The sequence below is a fragment of the Aminithiophilus ramosus genome, assembly GCF_018069705.1.
Classification (GTDB): Bacteria; Synergistota; Synergistia; order Synergistales; family Aminithiophilaceae; genus Aminithiophilus; species Aminithiophilus ramosus.
This window is the reverse complement of record NZ_CP072943.1, coordinates 2,563,027-2,587,232: the sequence shown is the minus strand read 5'-3', so window position 1 is coordinate 2,587,232 and position 24,206 is coordinate 2,563,027. Positions and strand designations below refer to the sequence as shown.

General features: G+C 64.8%; 19 protein-coding genes. 8 read left to right on the top strand and 11 right to left on the bottom strand.

The genetic code is table 11. From position 1 onward, the window contains the following. Window position 1: 1 nt before the first annotated feature. Together KAR29_RS11800 and KAR29_RS11795 are read right to left on the bottom strand one after the other, a co-directional pair. Window positions 2-367 carry a tRNA-binding protein gene (locus KAR29_RS11800; RefSeq protein WP_274373184.1) on the bottom strand — a complete coding sequence of 122 codons (366 nt, stop codon included), beginning with the start codon at window positions 365-367 and terminating at the stop codon, window positions 2-4. Window positions 368-471: 104 nt separating this feature from the next. Further along, on the bottom strand, window positions 472-1,863 hold the full coding sequence (locus KAR29_RS11795) for a tryptophanase (RefSeq protein ID WP_274373183.1): 1,392 nt from the start codon (window positions 1,861-1,863) through the stop codon (window positions 472-474). 1,162 nt (window positions 1,864-3,025) lie between these two features. Here KAR29_RS11795 and KAR29_RS11790 point away from each other — a divergent pair. The 5 genes from KAR29_RS11790 to KAR29_RS11770 all read left to right on the top strand — a co-directional run bounded on the left by KAR29_RS11790 (window position 3,026) and on the right by KAR29_RS11770 (window position 7,152). Further along, on the top strand, window positions 3,026-3,772 hold the full coding sequence (locus tag KAR29_RS11790) for an SAM-dependent methyltransferase (protein WP_274373182.1): 747 nt from the start codon (window positions 3,026-3,028) through the stop codon (window positions 3,770-3,772). 117 nt (window positions 3,773-3,889) lie between these two features. Beyond that, window positions 3,890-4,513 carry a DUF3795 domain-containing protein gene (locus tag KAR29_RS11785; protein WP_274373181.1) on the top strand — a complete coding sequence of 208 codons (624 nt, stop codon included), beginning with the start codon at window positions 3,890-3,892 and terminating at the stop codon, window positions 4,511-4,513. Window positions 4,514-4,821: 308 nt separating this feature from the next. After that, window positions 4,822-6,213: a sodium-dependent transporter gene (locus KAR29_RS11780; RefSeq protein ID WP_274373180.1), complete on the top strand. Its 1,392-nt coding sequence runs from the start codon at window positions 4,822-4,824 to the stop codon at window positions 6,211-6,213. 24 nt (window positions 6,214-6,237) lie between these two features. Continuing rightward, window positions 6,238-6,612, top strand: a complete 375-nt coding sequence (locus KAR29_RS11775) for a RidA family protein (RefSeq protein WP_274373179.1) — start codon at window positions 6,238-6,240, stop codon at window positions 6,610-6,612. 162 nt (window positions 6,613-6,774) lie between these two features. Continuing rightward, window positions 6,775-7,152 carry a hypothetical protein gene (locus KAR29_RS11770; protein WP_274373178.1) on the top strand — a complete coding sequence of 126 codons (378 nt, stop codon included), beginning with the start codon at window positions 6,775-6,777 and terminating at the stop codon, window positions 7,150-7,152. A gap of 141 nt (window positions 7,153-7,293) precedes the next feature. Here the strand turns inward: KAR29_RS11770 and KAR29_RS11765 are convergent, their stop codons facing one another. The 3 genes from KAR29_RS11765 to kamA all read right to left on the bottom strand — a co-directional run bounded on the left by KAR29_RS11765 (window position 7,294) and on the right by kamA (window position 11,360). After that, the gene (locus KAR29_RS11765; protein WP_274373177.1) at window positions 7,294-8,748 is read right to left on the bottom strand and encodes a sodium:solute symporter family protein; all 1,455 of its coding nucleotides are present in this window, start codon (window positions 8,746-8,748) and stop codon (window positions 7,294-7,296) included. A gap of 132 nt (window positions 8,749-8,880) precedes the next feature. Then, on the bottom strand, window positions 8,881-10,080 hold the full coding sequence (locus KAR29_RS11760; protein ID WP_274373176.1) for a M20 family metallopeptidase: 1,200 nt from the start codon (window positions 10,078-10,080) through the stop codon (window positions 8,881-8,883). Further along, a complete protein-coding gene (gene kamA, locus KAR29_RS11755) occupies window positions 10,080-11,360 on the bottom strand; it encodes a lysine 2,3-aminomutase (protein ID WP_274373175.1) in 1,281 nt (426 codons plus the stop codon). The genes KAR29_RS11760 and kamA overlap by 1 nt, the downstream gene beginning before the upstream one ends. A gap of 403 nt (window positions 11,361-11,763) precedes the next feature. Here kamA and KAR29_RS11750 point away from each other — a divergent pair, with 403 nt between their 5' ends. Beyond that, window positions 11,764-13,368: an amidohydrolase gene (locus tag KAR29_RS11750; protein ID WP_274373174.1), complete on the top strand. Its 1,605-nt coding sequence runs from the start codon at window positions 11,764-11,766 to the stop codon at window positions 13,366-13,368. A 12-nt stretch (window positions 13,369-13,380) separates the two neighbouring features. Here KAR29_RS11750 and KAR29_RS11745 read toward each other — a convergent pair whose 3' ends face one another. The 6 genes from KAR29_RS11745 to KAR29_RS11720 form a co-directional block, all read right to left on the bottom strand. Continuing rightward, window positions 13,381-14,472, bottom strand: coding sequence for a pyridoxal-phosphate-dependent aminotransferase family protein (locus tag KAR29_RS11745; RefSeq protein ID WP_311135590.1), 1,092 nt, complete (start codon window positions 14,470-14,472; stop codon window positions 13,381-13,383). Between the two features lie 121 nt (window positions 14,473-14,593). Further along, window positions 14,594-15,871, bottom strand: a complete 1,278-nt coding sequence (locus KAR29_RS11740; protein WP_274373172.1) for a lactate racemase domain-containing protein — start codon at window positions 15,869-15,871, stop codon at window positions 14,594-14,596. Window positions 15,872-15,919: 48 nt separating this feature from the next. Then, window positions 15,920-17,272, bottom strand: a complete 1,353-nt coding sequence (locus KAR29_RS11735; RefSeq protein WP_274373171.1) for a YjiH family protein — start codon at window positions 17,270-17,272, stop codon at window positions 15,920-15,922. Window positions 17,273-17,526: 254 nt separating this feature from the next. Continuing rightward, window positions 17,527-18,210, bottom strand: a complete 684-nt coding sequence (locus tag KAR29_RS11730; protein ID WP_274373170.1) for a GntR family transcriptional regulator — start codon at window positions 18,208-18,210, stop codon at window positions 17,527-17,529. A gap of 108 nt (window positions 18,211-18,318) precedes the next feature. Then, window positions 18,319-19,686 (bottom strand): PFL family protein, encoded by a 1,368-nt coding sequence (locus KAR29_RS11725; RefSeq protein ID WP_274373169.1) that lies wholly within the window; start codon window positions 19,684-19,686, stop codon window positions 18,319-18,321. Between the two features lie 12 nt (window positions 19,687-19,698). Then, a complete protein-coding gene (locus KAR29_RS11720; RefSeq protein ID WP_274373168.1) occupies window positions 19,699-19,983 on the bottom strand; it encodes an ACT domain-containing protein in 285 nt (94 codons plus the stop codon). Window positions 19,984-20,082: 99 nt separating this feature from the next. Here KAR29_RS11720 and KAR29_RS11715 point away from each other — a divergent pair, with 99 nt between their 5' ends. Both KAR29_RS11715 and KAR29_RS11710 read left to right on the top strand, forming a co-directional pair. Continuing rightward, a complete protein-coding gene (locus KAR29_RS11715) occupies window positions 20,083-21,729 on the top strand; it encodes a M20/M25/M40 family metallo-hydrolase (RefSeq protein ID WP_274373167.1) in 1,647 nt (548 codons plus the stop codon). Window positions 21,730-21,802: 73 nt separating this feature from the next. Continuing rightward, on the top strand, window positions 21,803-24,190 hold the full coding sequence (locus KAR29_RS11710) for a diguanylate cyclase (protein ID WP_274373166.1): 2,388 nt from the start codon (window positions 21,803-21,805) through the stop codon (window positions 24,188-24,190). Window positions 24,191-24,206: the final 16 nt, after the last annotated feature.

The window sequence follows — 24,206 nt, the reverse complement described above, 5'->3', positions numbered from 1 at the left end:
CCTAGAAGATCCGCGCTCCCAGGGGGACGTCGCCGTCGACGGAGAGAAGGGCCACCCGCCCCTTCGCGTCGGGGGCGCCCATGACGAGCACCTCCGAAAGGAAACCGGCGATGCGCTTGGGCGGGAAGTTGACGACGGCGATGACGCGGCGGCCGATGAGGTCCCCTCTGTCGTAGAGATCGACGATCTGGGCGCTGCTGGCCTTGACGCCGATCTCGGGCCCGAAGTCGACCTTGAGGCAGTAGCTGGGTTTGCGGGCCTTGGCGTTGGGCTCGACGGCGATGATGCGGCCGACGCGCATGTCGACGGCGAGGAAAGTCTCGTAGTCGAGGTTCTGGGCGGACAGGGACGGTTTGTCTTCGGACATGACAGGGCTCCTTTCGATGACGCTTCCTGAAGGACAGGGGGCCGCCGGAGGCGTCACCTCCGGCGGCCCCGATGCGTCTTCCGACCCTCTTTTGCTTCAGCGCTTTAGAGGGCGTAGGGTTCGAGGTGGACGAGGAAGTGCTTCATCCCCTTGACGGCCGGGGCGTAGCCTTCCTTGAGGCCGTAGCGGATCGCGTCGCGCCGCCCGTAGACGTCCAGAATCGTCTGGGCGATGAACTCGATGTGGTGGTTCGTGTAGGTCCTGCGGTTGATGGCAAGACGGAAAAGCTCCAGCTTGGGGTAGACGATCCGGCCCGTCTCGTCGGGCGTGGCGAAGGCGAGAGCGCCCAGTCCGATGCCGCGGATGGCCCCTTCCCTATAGATCTCGATGCCCAGCACGTCGGCGGGGTAGGCGCTCTGGGGGATGTGGGGCAGGAAGGCGGCGGCGTCGATGAAGATGGCATGTCCGCCGGCGGGGGTCACGCAGGGAACGCCCCCCTCGCCCAGCAGATCGCCGAGGTAGCGGACCTGGGCGACGCGGTGGGCCAGATACTGCTCGTCGACCATCTCCCTCAGTCCCAGGGCGAGGGCCTCCAGGTCCCTCCCGGCCAGGCCGCCGTAGGTGGCGTAGCCCTCGAAGAGGATGACCCGGGGGAGGAAGGAATTGTGGAGCTCCTCGGTGCGGCTGCAGACCATGCCGCCGATGTTGACGAGAGGATCCTTCTTGCAGGAGACGGTGATGGCGTCGGCCGTGTTCATCGTCTCCTTGAGGATCTCGGCGACGGACATGCCGCGGCAGGCCTCTTCGCGGGTCTTGATGAAGTAGGCGTTCTCGGCCATGCGGGCGCCGTCGAGGAGAAGGAGAATGCCGTGGCTGCGGCAGACGTCCGAGACCTGGCGGAGGTTCTCGAGGCTCACGGGCTGGCCGCCGCCGGAGTTGTTGGTGATGGTGACCATGACGAAGGGAATGCGGTCCTTGCCGTATTTGGCGACGGCCGCCTCGAGCTTTTTGATGTCCACGTTGCCCTTGAAGGGGTGCTGCACCTCGGGGTGGTAGGCCTCGTCGATGACGCAGTCCAGCGGCTCGCCGCCGTTGTTGAAAATGTGGGCCCGCGTCGTGTCGAAGGGCATGTTGAAGGGGACGACGTCGCCCTTTTTGACGAGGGTTCCGAAGACGACGTTTTCGGCGGCCCGGCCCTGGTGGGTGGGGACGACGTAGTCGAAGCCCAGAATCTCCTTGACGGCCTTCTTGAGGCTGAAGAAGCTGTCCGCTCCGGCGTAGGCCTCGTCGCCGATCATGAGGGCACCCCACTGGTACTTGCTCATGGCTCCCGTCCCCGAGTCGGTCAGCAGATCGATGTAGACGTCCTGGGAGCGGAGGCCGAACATGTTGTAATGGGCCCTCTTCAGGGCCTCCTCCCTCTCGTCCCTGTCGGGGACCTTGACGGGTTCCACCATCTTGATGCGGTAGGGCTCGGGCATGATGCGTTCAACCATTTCAAAGACTCCTTCGGCTGGTCTTCGGCTCGGCTGAGAGACCCTCTGGCACCTAAGCTAAACTTATCTACCGATATAGCATATCTTTCACGGAAGAGCAACGAACAATCCCTTTTCCAAGCCCAGGTCCGACGGAGCCGGCCCGCCGACGTCCCCCTCAGGAGGCCTGTCGGGGCCTTGCTGCCTTTTTCCAGAGATTTCCCGGAAAGGGCCGAGCCCTTCCTCCGGTGCCGCCGAACGGCCGGCCCGCGTCCCGGGCAAACGCCTCGATCGGGCCGAGAGGCTCGGGAAGGGCCGGAAGAGACTGTTTCATGCGTATGTAGGAAAAATGAAATCAACGCTTGACAAGGCCGCTCCGCTTGTACTACGTTCCTCTGAGGACGAGGATGAAGCCTTTATAGTCCTTGAGGTGGAACCCCATGGCTTTGATGTCTTCTTTCCGCAAGCTCGCTGGCATCGTCCTGTCTTGCAGGGAGCCCAGGTTTGTATCCGCAGGTCCGCGTGAGGCTTTCGGGCTTGCAGAAACGGTTTATTTATGGGATAGGGAAGAAAGTGGGTGAAAATTTATTCGATCAAAGAGGAGGCTAGAGTATGGCGACTAGACCTGAAACCTGCGCATTCTGCCGAGGGACTGGACGAGTCAAAACCAAGGTTCTTGGCGATGAAACGTCTTGCACTTCCTGTAATGGGCAAGGCAGCGTGTTGGTCGCCCAACCGGCACGAAAGTGTGCATCCTGCCGAGGGACTGGACGAGCTAAAACCAAGGTTATCGGCGATGAAACGTCATGCACGGCCTGTAATGGAACAGGTTGGGCATTGGTCTCAATGACACGTAGGCCAGGTTCTCCTCTAAAGAGGAGGTGTCGGTGAATCCTTTCTTGTCGTAGCCGTCGCAGTTTTTTTCGACAGCTTTTTTTATTTTCGTGCCTCTATAGTTCCCCCGCAAACGGAATCACGAGCCAAGCTGCCCTTGAAGGCGGTCGTCCCGTCTTCCGGGGCCGCCGTGACTCGGAACGCGGCGGCCGGTCGGCGCTTCCGAGCGGGCCCTGTCGCTGGACCGGGTTCCGGCGGGGCGGGCATGGCCGCGGAAAAGCCGGGAAGGCCCTGTCCTCCGGTCGGGCCCCGACCGAATCTGTTCACGTCCGAAAGGGGATTTTCTGCATTGGATATTCCACGGATCTTCACCGTCACGGAGAGCGGTCACCGCATCCACAACCCCTTCACGCCCGAAAAGTTCGCCACTCTCGGCGCGGCGCTGCGTCTGGAGCGGGGGACGAGCGTCCTCGATCTCGGCAGCGGTTCGGGGGAGATGCTCTGCACCTGGGCGCGCGATCACGGCATCACCGGCACCGGCGTCGACATGAGCCCCCTCTTCACCGAGCAGGCGAAACGCCGTGCCGAGGAACTCGGCGTCGCCGACCAGGTCACGTTCATCCACGGCGACGCCGCCGGCTATGTCTCGGACGAGAAGGTCGGCGTGGCGGCCTGCGTCGGCGCCACGTGGATCGGCGGGGGCGTCGCCGGCACGGTGGAGCTTCTGGCCCGGAGCCTGGCCTTCGGAGGGATCATCCTCATCGGCGAGCCCTACTGGCGCCGGATGCCGCCGACGGAAGAGGTTGCCAAGGGCTGTCTTGCCCGATCGGTCTCCGACTTTCTCGGCCTTCCGGAACTCCTCGCGTCTTTCGGCCGCCTCGGCTACGACGTCGTCGAAATGGTCCTGGCCGACCAGGAGGGCTGGGACCGATACGAGGCGGCCAAGTGGCTCACCATGCGCCGGTGGCTCGAGGCCAACGCCGACGACGATTTCGCGCAAGAGGTTCGGGCCAGGCTGACGTCGGAACCGGAGCGCTACGCCGCCTACACGCGCGAATACCTGGGTTGGGGCGTGTTCGCCCTGATGGCGCGGTGAGGCGTCGCCGTTCCCGATGGCGGTGCTGTCCCTCAGGCGGGTGGGCCGCTTCTTGTGGCGGACGACATGGCCTGCAGCACGCCGAGAGAGGCTCGCTTCTCGAACCGGGAGGGACCGATGGCGGTCTGGCTCCGATGGCCTTCGGGGTCCTCGGGTTTTGACGGGGGGATCCACCTCTGGAGGGCGTTTGCGGCGCGATTCGGCGTCATAAAGGCGTTACGAAGAAGCTATGCAGCATCTCCGGTGAGTAAAGGAGAAAGCGAAATGAAAGATTCGGTGGCGTATTGTGGCCTTTTTTGCGAGTCCTGCGGTGTGTATATAGCGACTCAAAACAAGGATGACAAAGAACTTGAAAGAATTGCCCAAAAAATGAAAACAAAGAAGGAGGACATCCCCTGCGAGGGATGTCGATCAAAGATTTTGAGTCTGCATTGTAGAAGTTGCAGATACAGAGAGTGTGCTCAGAATAAAGAAATAGATAACTGTGAGGAATGTCATGATTTTCCATGTGATGAACTCAGGGAATTTCAAGGACAAATGCCTCATCGTGCTGAATTGTTCGAATCAGCGCGATTCAGAAAAGAAAAAGGGGTTACACAATGGCTGGAGAAGATGAAGGAAGATTATTCATGTGAGTCCTGCGGATTCATAAATTCGCCGTATTATATAATATGCAAGAAATGTGGCAATGATCCAGGAAATAAATTCATAAGAAGAAATATTTCTCTATTGAAGAGATGATCTGTTTTTGCCGACGATAGGCACGTTCTCGAGTCCCGCCTGGCCTGCGCCCGGCTTCGTTTCGGCCGCGAGGGCCTTTATGTGAATTTCGTCGCTTTGGTGGTACAATGGCCGCGATTACTCGTCGCAACGCCCCGGAGGTGATGGCGTGACCTAGCCCGACAGCTTCCTCCCCGCCAGCCGAGACGAGTCAGACAGAGGTCTCCAACCGAGCCGAGAGCAGCCGAGATGGAGTTTTCCGGGCCCGAGGTCCGCAAGACCTGGCCCGGTCATCTGCCTCTTCTTCCCGCTTGAAAGGAGAACTCGCGATGTCCCTGCAGGATGACACAAGGACGCCTCAGCGCGACCGGTTCACCTCGCGCGTCGGTTTTATCCTGGCCTCGGCCGGTTCCGCCATCGGGCTCGGCAACATCTGGCGTTTTCCCTACATGGCGGGGGTGAACGGCGGCGGCGCCTTCGTCTTCGTCTATCTCTTCTTCGTCATCTTCGTCGCCACGGCCCTTCTCCTCGTCGAGTTCGTCATCGGGCGCCACGGCCGCTCCAACGCCGTCGAGTGCTACCGCAAGCTCTCCGCCCGCTTCGCCTGGGTCGGTTACCTCGGCGTTCTCACCTCCTTCCTCCTCCTGGCCTTCTACTCCGTCGTCGGAGGCTGGACGATCCGCTATGCCCTCCAGGCCTGTCTTGGCCGTTTCGGCGGCATCACGCCCGACGGGGCCGGGGCCTTCTTCGGGAGCTTCATCGGCGGCGTCGGCGCCCCAATCGCCTACCTCTTCCTCTTCATGGGAGCCACGGCCTTCATCATCGCCCAAGGCGTCGCCGCGGGCATCGAGCGCTACAGCAAGATCCTCATGCCCGTTCTCTTCGTTCTCCTCGTCGCCCTCGTCCTCCGTTCCGTCACCCTTCCCGGAGCCCGCGAGGGCCTTCGGTGGTTTCTCCGGCCCGACTTCTCCAAGATCACCCTGGGCGTCGTCGTGGCGGCCCTGGCCCAGAGCTTCTTCTCCCTCAGCGTCGGCATTTCGAGCATGACCACCTACGCCAGCTATCTCGACAGGGAGGAGAATCTGATCCAGTCGGCCTTCTGGGTCGCCCTCTGCGACACGGCCATCGCCTGCATGGCCGGACTGGTCATCTTCCCCGCCGTCTTCGCCTTCTCCATGGAGCCCGCCGCCGGTCCGGGGCTGGTCTTCATCACCCTCCCGGCCGTCTTCGGCGCCATGCCGGCCGGCACCCTCTTCGCCGGGGCCTTCTTCATCCTTCTCGTCATCGCCGCCCTCACGTCGTCGATCAACATGATGGAGGTGGCCGTCTCCTTCTTCTCGGAGCGGTTCTCCGCGGACCGCAAGAAGGTGGCGACGGCCTACGGCTCCGTCTGCTTCGTCATCGCCGTTCCGGCCTCCCTCAGCTTCGGGGTCTGGAAAGAGGTGACCTTCCTGGGCAAAACCTTCTTCGACTGCTACGATTACTTCGTCTCCAACATCGCCCTTTCCCTTTCGGCCCTCATGTGCGCCCTTCTCGTCGGCTGGGTCTGGAAAAAGGGAGCCATGGAGGAGCTTTCCAACGGCGGCACCATCCGCAGCGCCTACGTGCCCTTCTGGTTCTGGACCGTCCGTTACGTCTCCCCCTGGGCCATCGGCATCATCTGGCTCGAGAGCGTCGGCCTCCTCAAACCTCTGGCGGCCCTGGTGGGCCTCGATCTCTAATCTCGTTCAAGGAGTGATCTGACAGTGAAGAAGGCAATCCACACCGACAAGGCACCGAAGGCTCTCGGCCCCTACTCCCCGGCCATCGACGGAGGCGACACGGTCTTCCTCTCGGGCCAGCTCGGCATCGATCCCGCGGCGGGCAAGCTCGTCGACGGCGTCGAGGCCCAGGCCCGTCAGGCCCTGGAGAACATCGGCAACGTCCTCGACGCGGCGGGGCTGACTCTGGAGAACGTGGTCAAGACGACGATCTTCCTGGCCGACATGAAGGACTTCGCCGTCGTCAACGCCGTCTACGGTTCCTTCTTCGCCGAGCCCTTCCCGGCCCGCTCCTGCGTTCAGGTGGCGGCCCTTCCCGCCGGGGGGCTCGTCGAGATCGAAGTGCTGGCCCGGCGCTGAAGAAAGCGCCGTCCGTCGGGAGGGCGAGCCCTCTCGACGACGGAGAAGGCGTCGCCGGAGCCTGTGGCGCGAAAGCGTTATCGCCGGAAGCGATTTCCCATGTCGCCTTATGCGGGATCCATCGCCCTTTTCGGGCGCACAAGCCGGGAGGAGAGATGTGTGATGAGGCGTTTTATCGGTCGTTTCGGAGCTGCCGTCGCCGCGTTGGTTCTTTGTGTGTTCCTGGGGGGCCCGATGGCCCATGCCGGAGCTCAGGATTGCGTTATCGTCAACAGGACGGGTTCCGACATTCACGGCCTCTACATTTCCCTCTCCAGCAGCGAGGATTGGGAGGAGAACATGATCGAGGGCTCCGTCCTCTCCGACGGCGACTCCATCGAGATCAACTTCTCCGGTTTCGACAAGTCCCGGTCGCACTGGGACATCATGGTCACCGACGAGAACGAGGACTCCCTCACCTTCGAGGACATCAATCTGCTGAAGTACGGCCGCATCACGCTGCACTTCGACGGGGAGCGGGCCTGGGCCGACCTCGAGTAACGTTTTTTCTCCACCTTCCGTCGAGAGGGGCTCTTCCGTTTGCGGAAGAGCCCCTCTCGATTTGCGGAAGGCCGAGGCTTCGGGGAGGCCTCCGAAGGAAAGAGGCGGAGTTCCCTGTCCTCTCCTCTTTTTCTTCCGCGTTCAGCTTTCGGCGCCGAAAAGGGCGAGATTCTCTTCGGGGCTGTGCCCTGTGGCGAGGGAGATGGCCACGATGGCGACGAAGGAGACGGCCCATCCGATGTAGGAGCCGGAAAAGCCGCCGGGGTCGCCCATGAGGGACCAGATGAGGGCCGAGCCGCCGCCGAGGAGGATGCTCCAGAAGGCCCCCGTCGCCGTGGCCCGCGGCCAGAAGAGGAGGGCCAGCATGGGGAAGAAGAGCCCCGCGGCTCCGAAGGTGTAGGCGTACATGACGAGGTCGATGACGCGGGGGATTTTGTAGGCCAGCCCGATGGCGAAGGCTCCCATGATGACGACGGCCAGGCGGTTGACCTTCATGAGCTGTTTGTCCGAGGCTTCGGGATTGAGGAGCTTGCGATAGATGTCGTTGGTGAAGATGGCGACGGAGCCCATGAGGCAGGAGTCGGCCGTCGAGAGGACGGCGGCCATGTAGGCCGCCACGACGAGGCCCGAGAGCCCGATGGGGAGAATGGTGACGATCATCGTCGGCGTCGCCAGCTCGGGGTCGGAGAGACCGGGGGCGACGAGATGGGCCAGAAGGCCGACGAGAGTCATGCCGATGGCGAAAAGGGGCCACTCGATGGGGAATCCGGTCAGGAAGATGCCCCATTTGGCCGTGTTCTCGTCCTTGGCGGCGATGACGCGCTGGAAGGTTGCGATGGAGATGAACCAGACGGGGAAGATGGAGAGGAACCACCCCACGGCCGTCTTCATGTCGACGGCTCCCCAACGGGTCAACGTGACCGTCTCGGGGTTGGCGGCGAGCTGTTCCATGAGGGATCCGTAGCCGCCGACGTGTTTCAGTCCCATGGGGACGAGGACGAAAACGACGCCGACGAAGAGGACGACGAGCTGGTATACGTCGAGGGTCATGACGGCCTTGAGACCGCCCATGGCCGTATAGGCCAGAATGATGATGCCGGCGATGATGATCGTCGTCGTCACGTCCAGGCCGATCGTCCCCGCCACGAGCTTGGCCCCGGCGATGACCTGGCCGCCGACGAACGTCCACCAGGCGAGGCCGATGAGAAGGGCCGCCACGAGCCCCGTCTTCTTGTCGAATCGGGATTCGAAGAGGTCGCCTGTCGTCAGCCCCTTGACCTTGTCGGACCAGCGCTTGATCTTGGGCGCCATCAACAGGGCCGCAAGGACGGCGCTGAGGCCCGAGACGCCGATGAGCCAGGAACCCGATATCCCGATGCTGAAGCCCAGGCCGCCCATGGCGATGCTGAAGCCGCCGCCGAGGTCCGTCGCCGCCGCCGATCCTGCCGTTCGGATCAGGCCCATGTTCCTGTCGGCGGCCAGGAAGGACTCGTTTTCCTTCCCCTTCTGGGCCTGTTTCATGATGAAGTAGCCGATGGAGATGAGCGATATGAAATAAAGAGCGACGACGACCATGTCCAGAGCGTGAAGTTGCATGTCTGTTTCGCCTCCTTTTTTCTGTCGATCCTTTTTCAGGTCTCCGACGAAGTCTTTCCCGGCTCATTCCTCCTTTCCCGGTCCTCTGCCCGACCCTGTGGACAGAGGACCCCTTCCTTGACGGGAATCGTCTCACGGTGCCGTCGTCAGGCGTCGGAGGAAGTGGAGAAGAATCTCCGCACAGGAGACGACGCTCTTCAGTTCCACATATTCGTCGGCTCCGTGAAAATTATCACCTTTGGGTCCGATGACGAGGGTGGGGACCTTGAGGCGGCCTCCGGTGTAGCAGAAATCGCCGACGCTGGAGAAGTAGTTGATCGACGGTCTCCTCCCCGTCACGGCCTCGGTGGCGGCGATCATTTCGCCGACCATGGCATGCCTTTCGTCGAGAACGTAGGCGGGGAAGCCGTCGCAGGCCTCGTGGGGCGCATCCCTGAAACGGATCGTCGCCAGGCCTCTTATGGCCGCGCGCCCGATGGCGGCCTCCGCCTCACGGCGGATCGAATCCTTCGTCTCGCCGACGACGACGTGGCGGAAGACGCTGAAATGGGCCTCGTCAGGCACGGATAGGGCCGCTCCTCCGCCGTGGAAATCGATGCAGCAGAGTGCCGCCGGTCCCAACTTTTCGTGCGAGGGCAGAGGGGTTCTCTCCAGTTCCAGCAAGATTTTCGCCGCTTCGCTGACGGCGTTGATTCCCAACTCCGGCTGGGCGCCGTGGGCCGACTTGCCCCTGACGTCGACGGAATAATTCCACCCCCCTCGGGCTCCGAGGCAGAGGCAGGGAAAGTCGCTGCAGGCGAAGGCGCTGCTCGGTTCGGTGATGACGGCCACGTCGGCGTTTCCGTCGAGGAAGCCGTCGAGGATGAGGGCATCCGTCCCCAGGCCGAAAGGCCCTTCTTCATCGCAGACGAAGCTGTAGAGGATCTTGCCGGCGAAGGCCTTCTCCCTGCGGCAGAACTCCCGGAGGGCCATCATGATGGCGACGACGCCGCCCTTCATGTCGCAGGCGCCGAGGCCGTAAAGCCTGTCGCCCTCGACGGCGGCGCCGAAGGGATCTCTCGTCCATCCCGCGCAGAGTTTTACCGTGTCCAGATGGCCGTTGAGGATGATCGTCGGCCCGGGAACGGTCCCTTCGACGATGCCGACGACGTTGACGCCACGGTAGTCGAACAGTTTCTCCTCGTGGAAGCGGTGCGGCCAGGCGGGGACGTCGCCGCGACGAAGCCAGTCGAGGGCGAAACGCATGATCTCCTCTTCCTCGAAATAGGGACTCGGGATCCGGACCAGAGAGGTCAGCAGCTCTCGGGCCTCTTCCGAGTCGAACGTCGCCATCACAGGGCTCTCCCGCTTTTTGCCCCCCGTCTGCGGCGGTCCAGGTCGGCCGGTTCCAGGGAGATCGCGTCGCCCTCGAAGAGCTTGATCAACCCCTCGCGGGAGAGAGAACGCTGGCGCCTCGTGTACTCCTCCCAGCGATAGAGCTCTTCCGGGTGGCTTCTGTCATCGTCCGGCTCGGTGTAGACCGTCAGGACGCCCTCGTAGTTGCGGAGGATGACCTTGCGGTCCGATCGGCTCACCACGTAATTGGGGCCGACGGGGATCTTGCCGCCGCCGCCCGGGGCGTCGACGATGAAAAGGGGCTGGGCCATTCCCGTCGTGTGGCCCCGGAGATACTCGATGATCTCGATCCCCTTGCCGATGCTCGTCCGGAAGTGCTCGATCCCCTCGGAAAGATCGCACTGGTAGATGTAGTAGGGGTTGACGCGGATCTTGAGGAGCTGTTGGTTGAGTTCCCGGATCAGATAGGGGCAATCGTTGATGCCTCGGAGAAGGACGGACTGGTTCCCGAGAGGGATTCCCGCGTCGGCCAGACGGGCGCAGGCCCGCGACGATTCCTCCGTGATCTCCTTGGGATGGTTGAAATGGGTGTTGAGCCAGATGGGGTGGTATTTGCGCAACATGGCGCAGAGACTGTCGGTGATCCGTTGAGGGCAGACGACGGGTGTCCTCGATCCGAGGCGGACGAAATCGACGTGAGGAATGGCCTTCAGCTCGGCGATGACCCACTCGAGGAAGTCCTCGTCCACCGTCAGGGGGTCGCCGCCGGAGAGGAGGACGTCGCGGAAGGAAGGCGTCTCGCGGATGTAGTCGATTCCCTTCTGAATCTGGGCCTGGCCGTAGGCCCGATCGGTCTCTCCGGCCTTGCGTCGCCGCGTGCAGTGGCGGCAGTACATGCTGCACTGGTCGGTGATGAGGAGCAGCCCTCGGTCGGGGTAGCGGTGCGTCAGGCCGGGAACGGGGGAGTCGATGTCTTCGTGAAGGGGATCGTGGAGATCGGCCTTGCCCCGTTCGATCTCGTGGAGGGTCGGCACGGCCTGTCTCCGGATGGGGCAGGTCCGATCCTCCCGGTCCATGAGAGAGGCGTAGTAGGGCGTGATGGCCATGCGGAGATGGGACAGACTTCTCTCGATCTGATCGGCCTCGTCGTCGTCGATATCGATGACCTGACGGAGGGCGTCGACGGTGGTGATTCTGTTGGCCACCTGCCAGTGCCAGTCGTTCCACTGGGTGTCGGTGACATCCTTCCAGAGGGGGATGGCGCGAAAATCGATCATGATTGCAGCCTCCTTTGAAGCGACGAACGTCGCCGGGAATAGAGGGGAAAACGCAACGGGACCGTCACGGCCTGTTGCCGATTCGACGGTTCTGCCCCTTGTCTTTTGCTGAGAGCGTCGGGAGGGTCATCGAAAAAAAGGAAGGGAAGAGAGGCCCGAAAGGCGTCGTGGGAGTTCGGTGTCAGTTCCGTCAGCGTCGGAGGGGTGTCGTTAAGGCGATTTCACGATGTTCTAAAAGGTGAATATAGTGACACTTTACCTAAAATGCGTGATTTGTCAATCCGAAGTGTGTGCAAAGGGGGGCGGGAGCGCTTGGAGGGCAACATTCCATGCATTTCACTTCCTGTCGGTCTCGTGGGGTTAGAATGAGGAGCGCGTACAAGTCTTGCCGAGGAGGTGCTTCATGGAACGATCGAGTCTTGTCATAGCTCCTGTCGCCCTCTGGACGGGCGATCGAGCTCGACCCCGGGGAGAGGCCATCCTCATCGAAGAGGGAACGGTAGCCGCCGTCGGCAGCCTGGAGGAGGTGCGGCGTCACGCCGCGTCACGACGGGCCCTGTGGGTCGACGGGGGAGGTGCCACCCTCCTTCCGGGATTGACGGACGCCCATCTCCACCTGACGGCTCTTTCCCGGCAGAGACGGGCCCTCTCCCTTTTCGAAGCTCCCTCCAGGGAATCCCTTCTCGAAAAAGTGAGGGAGAGGGCCCGGGAGATCGGTCCCGGAGAGTGGATCTACGGCGTCCGTTTCGACAACGCCCGGTGGCCCGACAGCCGTTTGCCGACGAGGGAAGAGCTGGATGCCCTTCGTCTGCCCAACCCCGTTCTTCTCCTTCGCGTCTGTGCTCATATCCACGTCGCCAACGGCAGGGCCCTCGAGGAGGGCGGCCTCGGGGCCCCGGGGCGATTCGACGACGGCCTGCTGCTCGAAGATCAGGCCCGCCCCGTCGTGGAGGCCATGAAGCGGGCGAATCCGGGGGGAAAGGCCGAGGCGAAGGCGATCGGCGAGACGATGGCGGCCCTGGCCGCCGAGGGGATCACCTCCGTCCACAGCTGCAACGCCGCCTCCTACGGCCTGGAGGAGAATCTCGAGGCCTACCGGCTCCTCCGGAGCCGTCGGGCCCTCCCCCTGCGAATCTGCTACTACAGCGACGAGCCCCCCAGGGGATGGTCGAAAAGCGGCGACGGCGACGAATGGCTCCGTTACGGAGGGCGAAAGTTTTTCCTCGACGGTTCGCTGGGGGCCCGCACGGCGGCCATGACCTTCCCGTACGAAGACGACAAAGCCGCCCGAGGCCGTCTCAACTGGGACGACGAGGCCTTTCGCGCGGCACTGGGAGAGGCCTCCGCGGCGGGGCTTCAGGCCCAGGTTCACGCCATCGGCGACGCCGCCATCGATCAGTTCCTCTCCGCTCTCGAGGCACTGGGTCCCGAGGGAGCCCTTCCCGGCGGCCTTCGCCACAGGCTCGTTCACGTTCAGATCTGCAGGGAGGACCAGAGGGAGCGTCTGCGGCGTCTCGACGTCGTCTGCGATGTCCAGCCCGTCTTCGTCCCCAGCGACCTGGCCATCACGGCCTCCCGCATCGGCGAGAGCCGTCTCCCCTGGGCCTACGGCTGGAAGTCCCTTCTCCGTCGGGGGCTTCTCCTGACGGGCTCCAGCGATGCTCCCGTCGAGCCGACGAACCCCTGGAGGGGGATCTGGGCCGCCGTCGCCCGCGTCGACGACGAAGGCCTTCCCCGGGGTGGATGGCTGCCCGAGCAGAAACTCGACCTCGACGAGGCCCTGGAGCTTTTCACCGTCAACCCGGCCAGGGCTGTCGGCCTCCACCATCGTCTGGGTTCCCTGCGGCCCGGCATGGCTGCCGATCTGGTCCTTCTCGACAGGGACATTCACCGCGCTCCCGAGGAGGCGCTGAAAGAGGTCCGTCCCCGCCTCACCTTCGTGGGAGGGCGCCTCAGCCACGGATCTCTCCCCGGCTGGGAGTGCCTTCCCTCTCCGGGCGGAAGGTAGAATCGAGCCCCTTCAGAGGCGACGAAGCCGTTTTCCCAGGACCTCGAGGGCTTTGTCGACGAGCTCCGGCCGTGCCTGGCTCCCCATATGGCCCAGGCGGAAGACCTTTCCCTCCAGGGGGCCGTAGCTGCCTCCGCAGACGAGCCCCTCTTCTCTGAGGGCCCCGTCGAGGTCGCTCCAGCTCCAGCCCTGGGGCACCCTGGCGGCCGTCACCGTCGGCGAGCAGAAAGCCTCCTCACGGGGATGGAGCTCGACGCCCAGGGCCCGGAGGCCCTCCCGGCAGCGGGCGGCGACGGAGCGGTGGCGCTCGAAGACGGCTTCCTTCCCCTCGGCCGCGAGGGCCTCCAGCGAGAGGCGGAGGGCCTCCAGCGCCTGCCAGTTGTGGGTGTAGGGGAGCAGACGGCAGGCGGGGACCTCCTTCCAGGGGGCCAGGGCGTCGTAGCCGACGTAGCCCACCCTCCCGATGGCCTCCCAGGCCCGATCGCTCACCGTCGTCACGGCCAGATCGGGCGGCAGGCTCAGGACCTTCTGGCTTCCCAGCAGCCCCAGGTCGATGGCCTCGCCGTCGACGGAGAGGGGGACTCCGCCTCCGCTGGAGACGAAATCGACGCAGAAGAGGGCTCCCGCCTCGCGGGCGGCGTGCCCGATCCCGTCGAGGCGGGCCAGGGTTCCGCTGGGCGTCTCGCAGTGGACGGCCGTCACCAGATCGGGACGGTAGGCCTCGATCCGTTCGACGACGCGTTCCACGTCGGGGATCTCGTCGTACTCGAAGCCGACGATCGCCACGTCGTGTCCCAGGCTTCGGGCCATTTCGGCGAATCCGTAGCCGAAGACGCCGGCGGCGACGGCCAGGACGCGGCTTCTCGGCGCCAGGGCGCTTTTCAGGGCGCCCCAGAGGGCCAGCATCCCTTCGCCGGACTGGATGACGACGTCGTTTTTCGTGTCGAGCAGATCCTGGAGCTTCCCTTCGACGTCGCCGTAGAGATCGAAGAAATCGCCTTCCATGTCGGAGCTGCCGAAATCGATTCCGTAGGCGGCGCGGATCGCCTCGGGTACGGAGACGGGGCCGGGGACGAGGGGAATCGGGTAGCCTTTCACGGTCATTCCTCCTTGGTTTCTCCCGGCCGGGGCCGGAAGGGCGAGTGGGGAAGCCTTCCGGCTTCCCCACAGAGAGTAGTCCCTTCCGCCCCTTCCGTCCCGGTCCTCGCAAAGGCTTTTATCCGCCCTATCTGGACTGCTGCGGGGCCTGCCTCTTCCGGACGAGGACGGTGTTCCCCGAGGGGACGAAGAGGGTCGCGCCCGGCGCGACCCCTCTCGTCGCGTGGGCCAGGGCCGCCTCCATGTCGTCCGTGACGAGGCCCGGAAAGGCGACGCGGTCTCCCGCCGAGGTGACCAGGGCGGCGGGACGGGTCGAGAGCTCCCAGGCGATCTTGACGGCGATGTAGGCCGGTATGGTGAAATCGTGCCGAAGGGCCTCCATGGCCCCCTCGAAATCGACGAGGGCCAGCCGCATCGTCCTGTCGAAGACGTCCGTCCCCATTCCCTCTTCGAGGTCGGCGACGAGGACGATCCCTCCCCGGGGACAGAGGGCTCCGTAGACGGAGGCCAGGGCCTTCGTGGCCTGGTAGAGATCGATGTCGTAGGGGTAGCCGCCGGAGGAGACGACGGCGGCATCGCACTCCCTCTCCGTCCAGAGGGTCTGGAGCTCGACGGCCCGTTCCACGCCCTTCCGCCAGGCCCGGACGGGGTCGCCGGCCACGTAGTCGTAGGGCCTGCCCTTCCCGTCGGGGACGACGTTGAGGAGAAAGGCCCTCCTTCCCTGGAGAAAGAGATCGAGATATTCGGCCATGTCCTCGTGGACGGGATTGCCCTCGAGGACGCCCGAGGCGACGCAGGGGTTGAACCCCCTGTCGGTCATCCCCAGACGGTGGTTGGCCTGGATGCTCGTCCTGGCGCTGACTCCGGGCAGGAGGGCCTTGCGTCCCCCGGAAAAGCCGGCCAGATCGTGGTAGCAGATGCCGCCGACGAAGACGACGAGATCGGCGTCGGCCACCTCGGGCTGGACGGAGAGGACCGTTCCCCGCGAGGTCCGCCTGCCCAGATCGTCCGTCGCCGACGCGTCGTGACAGAAGACGGCGTCATCGGGCCCGGCGAAAGGCCCCACGATATGGGCCATTTCCTCCTCCGTCGAGGGGCGGTGCTGGCCCAGTCCCAGGATCCACTCGATCTTGCCGCATCGGGCCCTTCGGAGCCGCTTCGCGACGGCTTCGACCATGAGGGGGATCTCCTGCCAGGCCCTTGTCGCGTCGGGCAGGACGACGGCGACCCTCCGAGCCCCCTCGGCGAGCTCTTCCAAAGGAGGGGAGCCCAGCGGCTCGTCGAGAGCCGCCGAGGGAGATCGGGCCGGAGACTTGTCGGGATCGGCCGAAGGGTGGACGAGGGAAAGAGACGTCTGCCACGGCAGGGTCGATCTTCCCCAGGGGATTTCGAAGGTCTTCTTCATGTTCGAGTCCCTTCCTTCAGGCCGCCCTCGTCGGGGCGGCCTCTTCGGTCAGCAGAGCCAGAGGGCGAAGGGGGCCAGAAGGAAGACGGAGAGGATGGCCCGGACGAAGTAGATGAAAGTCAGTTTGCCGATGCCGAGGGGGATGGAGGAGTTGAGGATCAGGACGCCCACCTCGGTCATGTAGATCAGGCCCGTCGCCGAAATGCCGGCGCACATGAACTTGGCCGCCTCGGCCTCCCGCGCCGATCCGACGACGGCGGCGAGGAACTGGTCGGCGTAGGAGAGGACGAAGGCCGGGGCGACCTGGGCCGCCTCGGGAATGTGGACCAAAGCCAGCATCCAGGCGAAGGGAGCCGAGATCCACTGGAAGAGGGGCGTGTTGTTGGCGACGAGGAGGACCACCGTTCCCCAGGAGACGACGAGAGGCATGGTGCTCACGACGAGGGAGACGAAGGTCTTGACGCACGTCGCGAGGACCGTGCTCAGCCCCTCCCTGCGGGCCTTCTCGACGGCCGTCTTGAGGGCCCACTCGGAGAGGCTGTATCCCTCGGGAAGGTCTTCCTGGGCCTGTCGGCCGGCCCGTCCCGAATAGGTGTCGGGGATGGTCTTCAGCGGCCAGAGCCGGGGCATGACGAGGGCCAGGAGGAAGGTGACGGCGTAGACGGAAAGGAGGATCTGGAAGTACTTGTGGGGAAGGCCGACGAAATCGGCCATGACGTAGATGTAGGCCACGCTGATGACGGAGAAGGTCGTCGAGATGATGGCTGCCTCCCGGTCCGAGTAGTAGCCCTCGTCGTGGACCTTGGTGGTGATGACGACGCCGACGGAGCTCGACCCCACCCAGGAGGCCAGGCAGTCGACGGCGGCCCTTCCGGGCAGGGTGAAGAGGGGTTTCATGACGGGGCGGGCCATGGTGCCGACGTATTCCATGAGGCCGAAATCGGTCAGAAGGGGCACGGCTCCGGCGAGGACGATGAAGACGATGAGCAGGGCCGGAGCCAGGATCATGGCCGGCGTCCCGCCGTTGTCCATGTTCCAGATGACCTCGGGGCCCATCTTGTAGTAGATCACGATGTAGAGAAGGGCGCCGGCCAGGCGGGAGAGGTTCCAGAAGGGGGTGACGATGAAAAGATCGCGGAGAAAGGGCCTCTCCGTGATCGCCTTGGGCCGGGCCAGGCTCGCCCAGACCGTGACGGCCGCCCCGATGCAGACGAGGACCATGGCCATGAAGGGAAGCTGACCCTTCAGAACGGCCTTGCCCCAGTCGATGGCGAGCCCCAGGGGCGTGTTGAGCGTCCCCTTCACGGGGATGGGCAGGAGAAAGGCGACGGCTCCCAGGAGAGAGGGAATGAGGAAACGGTTCACGTCGGCGCGGCTGAAGGTGGAGCTCTTTTTGTCCATGTTCGCAGGGCCTCCTCGGGTGATGAAGATATGATGAAGACGATCTCGGTGCCCGCCCCCTTTCCGCAGGGGACGCGGCTCCTGTCCTCCGTGAGAGGGACTTCCTTCGGCCTCGGGTGCCCTGTCGGACCTGGCCTGTCCGTTGATCCCGCCCCTTTCAGGGCGTCCCCGAGACGTTCTTCGGCTTCAAAGCCTCCCTTTCGGTCTCACCGACCAGGCTCCGCCGCTTTCTCCGAAAAGGGAGCCCGGCAGCTTCAGGGCGCCGGACTTCGAGGTTTCGAGCGATCCAGGAGCGGGCGGCGGCCTCTCCGCTGCAGCCCCTCGCGCGTCTCGTCGAGGCTGAACTCGAGGTGGCGGCGCAGGAGGAGGCAGGCCCTCTCTCCCTCTCCCCTCCGAAGGGCCTCGACGAGCTCTCCGTGTTCGCCGACGATCTCGGACCAGGCCGAGCGGCTGTCGACGTAGAAGGTGCGGAAGACGTAGATGCGGGGCAGAAGCCCCCGGAGGATCCCCGTGAGAGTGGAGCTCCCGCTGCAGCGGACAAGCTCCAGGTGGAACCGGACGTCCGGTCCGGGGAAGGCCGTCGCGTCGCGGTCGCCTTCGAGGCACTCGTCGAGGCGCCAGAGATCGCCGCCGGTGAGACGGGGAAGGGCCATCTCCAGGGCCAGACACTCCAGGCGCGTCCTGATGTCGAAGGCGTCGACGACCTCGTCGGGGTCGGGATCGGCAAGGCGCGCTCCCAGGCCGGGCACGAAAAGGACGAAGCCTTCCTGGGCCATCCGGCGGAGGGCCTCCCGGACGGGCGTTCGGCTCACCCCCCATCGGTCGGCCAGGGCCGATTCGGCCAGGCGGTCGCCGGGGGCCAGCTCGCCGGTCAGGATGCTTTCGAGGATCTGACGGTAGACGATCTGAGCCGATGTCTCGTAGGGAACCGTCGTCATGCTCTGCCTCCCTCGATTTTTCGATAGTATACCTCGTATCCAAGGGATACGCCAGATCCCGGCCATGAAAAAGGCCCCCCGAAGGGGGCCGACGCAAAAGAGGGCCGATCAGTTCGTCATCGACTGGATCGGCGCGGGGATGCGGCCTCCCCGGGCGATGAAGGCCTCGGAGCTCTCGTGGTGGACGGCCATGACGGGGGCGCTTCCCAGAAGGCCGCCGAAGACGACGCGGTCGCCCACTTTCCGCCCCGGGGCGGGAATGACGCGCACCGCCGTCGTCTTGCGGTTGATCATGCCGATGGCCGCCTCGTCGGCGATGATGGCGCTCAGCGTCGAGGTCGGCGTGTCGCCGGGGACGGCGATCATGTCGAGTCCCACGGAGCAGACGCAGGTCATGGCCTCGAGCTTGTCGAGACAGAGAGTCCCCTCTTCGACGGCGCGGATCATGCCGGCGTCTTCGCTGACGGGGATGAAGGCTCCCGTCAGGCCTCCCACGTAGGAGGTGGCCATGGCGCCGCCCTTCTTGACGGCGTCGTTGAGGAGGGCCAGGGCGGCCGTCGTGCCGTGGGTGCCGCACCGATCGAGGCCCATGGCCTCGAGGATCTCGGCCACCGAGTCGCCCCAGGCCGGAGTGGGGGCCAGGGAGAGATCGACGATGCCGAAGGGGACGTGCAGACGCCGCGCCGCCTCCCGTCCGACGAGCTCGCCCATGCGGGTGATCTTGAAAGTCGTCCGCTTGATCTGGTCGGCCAGCAGGCCCAGGCGGATCTCGGGGTTGCGGCGCACCGTGTTGAGGATGACGCCGGGGCCGCTGATGCCCACGTTGATGACGCGCTCCGGTTCCCCCGTGCCGTGGAAGGCGCCGGCCATGAAGGGATTGTCCTCGGGGGCGTTGCAGAAGACGACGAGTTTGGCGCAGCCCAGACCGTCCCGGTCGGCGGTGCGATGGGCCGTTTCCTTGATGATCCTCCCCATGAGGGCCACGGCGTCCATGTTGATCCCTGCCTTGGTGGAGCCCACGTTGACGGAGGAGCAGACCCGCTCCGTCGTCGCCAGGGCCTCGGGGATCGATTCGATGAGGCGCCGGTCCGAGTCGGTCATCCCCTTCTGGACGAGGGCCGAAAAGCCGCCGATGAAGTTGACGCCGACGGCCGCAGCGGCCCTGTCGAGGGCCCGTGCCGCCTCGGCCGGGTTGCCTCCCCGACAGGGCGCCGTCACGAGGGCCATGGGGGTGACGGAGATGCGCTTGTTGACGATGGGAATGCCGTAGGCCTCTTCCAGAGCCTCGCCGGTGGCGACGAGATTCTCCGCCGAGCGGACCACCTTCTCGTAGACGCGCTCGCACAAGGGCCCCATCTCCTCGTGGGCGCAGTCGAGGAGGGAGATCCCCAGGGTGATCGTCCTGATGTCGAACTTCTCGTCGGCCACCATGCGGATCGTCTCGAGGATCTCCGACGGCTGAAACTGAATGGACATGGACAGTCCCCCTTAAATGCGGTGCATGTAGCGAAAGACGTCCTCGTGCTGGATTGTCACCTGGACGCCCAGCTCAAGCCCTCTGGACCGGAGCGTCTCTTTCAGCTCGGAGAAGCCGACGGCGCAGCCCGAGATGTCGGCCACGGTGATCATGCTGAAAAAACCGCTGACGATGGTCTGGCTGATGTCGAGGATGTTGACGCCCCTCTCGGCCAGAACGGCCGTGATTCCGGCGATGATCCCGACCCGGTCCTGACCCACGACGGTGATGACGGCCCTGGTTCCCTGTTCGTCCATGATGGAGCCTCCCTTCAAAATCGTCCCCGCAAGGCAGATAATGGAAGCTAACATTCTAGCGCGACTTCGGCCAAAGATCATCCTCCGGAGGTGTCCGTCATGCTCTCGAACGAAAGAAAAAATCTCTACCCTCTGCTCCTCGACCTCGTCGCCGTCCCCAGCGTCTCCGCGACGGAGGGCGAAAAGGCGGCGGCCCGCCTCGTCTTCGACCGCCTCGCCGAGCTGCCCTATTTCGCAGGCCATCGAGAGGATCTCCGCCTTCTTCCCGTCGAGGGCGACGCCCTGGGCCGATCCAACGTCTGGGCCCTGGTTCGGGCCGAGCCGCCGACGGCGCGCACGGTCCTCCTCATGGGCCACATGGATGTCGTCGACGTCGACGCCTACGGTCCCCTGAGGGATCGGGCCTTCGACGCCGAAGGGCTCACGCGGGCCCTGGCCGGCCGGGAGCTGGCTCCTTCCGTGCGGGCCGATCTCGACTCGGGCGACTACCTCTTCGGCCGGGGGACGATGGACATGAAGTGCGGCCTGGCCCTCGAAATGGGCCTTCTGGCCGAGGCCGCCGCCGACAGGGGGCGTTTTCCCGTCAACGTCGCCTTCCTGGCCGTCTTCGACGAGGAGAACGGCTCGGCGGGCATGAGGGGGGCCATCGCCCACCTGGCCCGTCTCCAGGAGGAGGGCCTCGATTTCGTCGCCGCCGTCGACACGGAGCCCTCGGACCTGGGCGGGGGCGAGAGGCCCAGCCGCAACCTCTTCCTGGGCACGGTGGGCAAGATCATGCCCTTCTTCCTCTGCGCCGGGAAGGCCGCCCACGTCGGCACCTGCTACGACGGGATCAGCGCCGACCTCATCGCCTCCTGCCTCAATCTGGAGCTGGAGGGCAACGTCGACCTGGCCGACGGGGCCCGAGGCGAGCGTTTCACCCCTCCCGTCTGCCTCATGGAGCGCGATCTCCGCAGGACCTATTCGGTGACCGTCTCCGAGCGGGCCCTGGCCTATTACAACGTCCTCACCGTGACCCGGACGCCCCGGGAAGTGCTGGACCTCATGGTCGCCTCGGCCCGCCGCGCCCTCTCTACGGCCCTGGACCGTCACTCGGCCTCGGCCCGGGCCTTCTTCGCCCTCCGGGGGGAGACCTGGCCGGCTCCCGACTGGAGCCCCGACGTTCTCACCGTGGCCGATCTGATCGGGAAGCTCGGCTTCGACGCCGCCCGATCGATCCTGGAAGAGCGGCTCGCCTCGCTGCCCTCGGGCGGAGACGAGAGGGAGGCGTCGATCGCCCTGGCCGAAGCCCTTCTCGATGCCTCGGGGCTTCCGGGCCCCCTCGTCGTCGTCGGCTTCCTTCCCTGCTACTACCCTCATCGGGGCAACGGAAGATCGACGGCGAAGGAACGCCGTCTCCTCTCGGCCGCCCGGAAGGTTCGGGAGCGGGCCCGGAAGGAATTCGGAGAAGAGATCCGCCTCGTCGAGTACTTTTCGGGCATCTGCGACCTGAGCTATTTCGGTTTCGACGGCGACGCGGCCGCCCTGGAGGCCCTCGCCGCCAACACGCCCGGCTGGGGACGGGTCTACGACCTTCCCCTGGCGGCCCTGGCCTCCCTGGACATGCCCATCGTCAATTTCGGCCCCTCGGGCAAAGACGCCCACAAGACGACGGAACGCCTCGAGCTCTCCTTCTCTCTGGAGCGGGCGCCTCGGCTCCTCGAGACGCTTCTGGACGGGCTCGGATCTGCGACAATCGACGAATGAGCCCTTGATTTCGGCAGAAATTGATTTAAACTGATAGTCAATGATCAGGGCCTTAGAGGGGGGTAGGCAGCTCATGAGAAGAACATGCGGGATCGCCGAACGCCTCGAGGTCCTCGTCGTCCTCCTTCTCGTGCTGCTCCCTCTTCCGGCCCTGGCCGGCGATCAGATCCTTCTGCTTCACTCCTATCACCAGGGGAACGCCTGGGTCGACAGGGTCTCCGACGTCGTCGCCGAGACGCTGAAAGCCTCCGGGGCGGACACGCTCCTCACCGTCGACTACCTTGACGCCAGGCGGGACCCTCAGCTTTTCCGGCGCAGCGCCTTCTCCGATCTGATGCGTTCCCGCTATCGCGACAGCGGCATCGACCTCATCATCGCCGGCGGCGACGAGGCCCTCGGTTTCGCCCTGAGGGGCCGGGGCGATTTCTTTCCCGACGTTCCCGTCGTCTTCTGCGGCGTCACCCATCCCCGAGATCTCTTTCACGAGACGCCGCCCGATCTCACCGGCGCCGTCAGCGACTACGACCTGGAGGGGACGATCAACCTCGCCCTCGATCTTCACCCCGACAGACACCACATCGCCGTCATCGGCGACCTCAGCGACGTCGGCCGCCGGGCCCTGAACCGCCTCCGCGACATCGAGTCCCGCTTCGCCTGGCGGGCCGACAGGGTTCCCCTCGTGGGCCTCTCCTTCGACGAGCTGCGCGAGGCGATCATGGCCCTCCCCAAGGCGACGATCCTCCTCTATCTCTCCGTCGACAGCGAGAGCCGGTTCTACCGCCCGCAGGACGTGGCGAGGGAGATCGGCCGATGGAGGCCCGACCTTCCCCTGTACGCCGCCTGGTCTTTCCTCGTCGAATCGGGCGCGGCCGTCGGCGGTCGCGTCATCCTTCCCGCCGGAGAGGGCCGATTCGCCGCCGAGACGGCGCTGAAAATCCTGAGAGGTGATCCGGTCTCGTCGATCCCCATCCGCTGGTCCAGCCCCAAGGTCGACCTTTTTCACCGCGAGGGACTGGCCCGTTTCGGCATCTCCCAGAAGAACCTGCCGCGGGGAAGCCTCGTCGTCGGCGACAGGGAGCCTCTCTATGGGCGCTACCCCCACGCCCTTCCTCTCCTGCTCGTCCTTCTGGGAGGACTCTCCCTCCTTGGCTTTCCGCTCCTGCGCAGGAGGAGGGCCGAGTCGGCGATTCTCGATCAGCGCCGTTTCCTCGAGCGTTTCATCGATCTCTTTCCCCTGCCCGTCTTCTACCGCGACGAGGAGAAACGTTACCTTTACGTCAACAAGGCCTTCGCCGATCTCATGGGCTGCGACAAGAGGACGCTCATCGGAAAGAGGCCGGAGGAGCTCGCCCCTGCCGATATGCAGGAGTTGATCGACAGGTTCAGGGTCCGGGAGGAGCAGGGAGAAAACAGCGGGGCCGAGAGCTGGACCTGCGAGATGGCCTGTCAGGATCACCTGGGCCGCTCCCGCTACGCCCTCGTCGCCTGCCGTCCCCACCGGGACGGAGAGGGGCGGCTTCGGGGCATCGTCAGCGTCGTCGTCGACCTCTCGGATCACAAGGAAAGGGAGGAGACCCTTCTCTGCCAGGAGGAACGTCTTCTCAAGGCCCTGGAGGGGGCCGCCGAGGGCGTCTGGGACTGGGATGTGGCCGCCGACAGGCTTCATTGCCGTCTCGAGGGGGTGACGACCGCCGTCGACGAAGAAGGAGGCATGACCCTTGACGACTGGCGCCGTCGCCTTCATCCTCAGGATGTTCCCGCCTTCGACAGGGCCCTCGAGGAGCATCTCCAGGGGCTTTCCGCTTCCTTTTCCTGCGAATGCCGTTTCCGGACCGACGGGGGATCGGTCTGGATCCTCATGCGAGGGAAGGTCCTCTCTCGCGACGAGGGGGGGCGGCCGCTGCGCCTGACGGGGACGCTCCTCGATATCGGCGACAAGAAGGAGATCGAGTTCCGCCGCCAGGAGGCCGAGCGGGAGCTGCGCCGGGCCGTCATGACCGACCGCCTGACGGGAGCCCTGACGCGCAAGTACTTCGAGGACCTTCTCTCCCTCCAGATCAGGCGAAGCCTCGGCGGCGGAGGACCTCTCTCCCTGATCCTCTTCGATCTCGACGACTTCAAGGCCGTCAACGGCCGCTACGGTCACCTGCGAGGCGATGCCGTCCTCGCCTCCGTCTGCGACCTCGTCCGGCTTCACGTCCGCGCCGGCGACGTCCTGGGCCGCTGGGGGGGGAAAACCTTCATGCTCCTCACGCCCGACTCGATCGACGGCGCCCTCCAGCTCTCGGAAAAACTGCGCAAACTCATCGAGGAAGAGGAGTTCCTCTCCGATCGGAAGATCACGGCCAGCTTCGGCGTCGTCGCCTGTCGCGACGGCGACAGCGTCGAGAGTCTGGCGGCCCGTGCCGACGAGGCCCTCTGTCGGGCCAAGCAGTCGGGGAAAAACATCGTCCACCTATAGGACTCAGGAGGTAGAA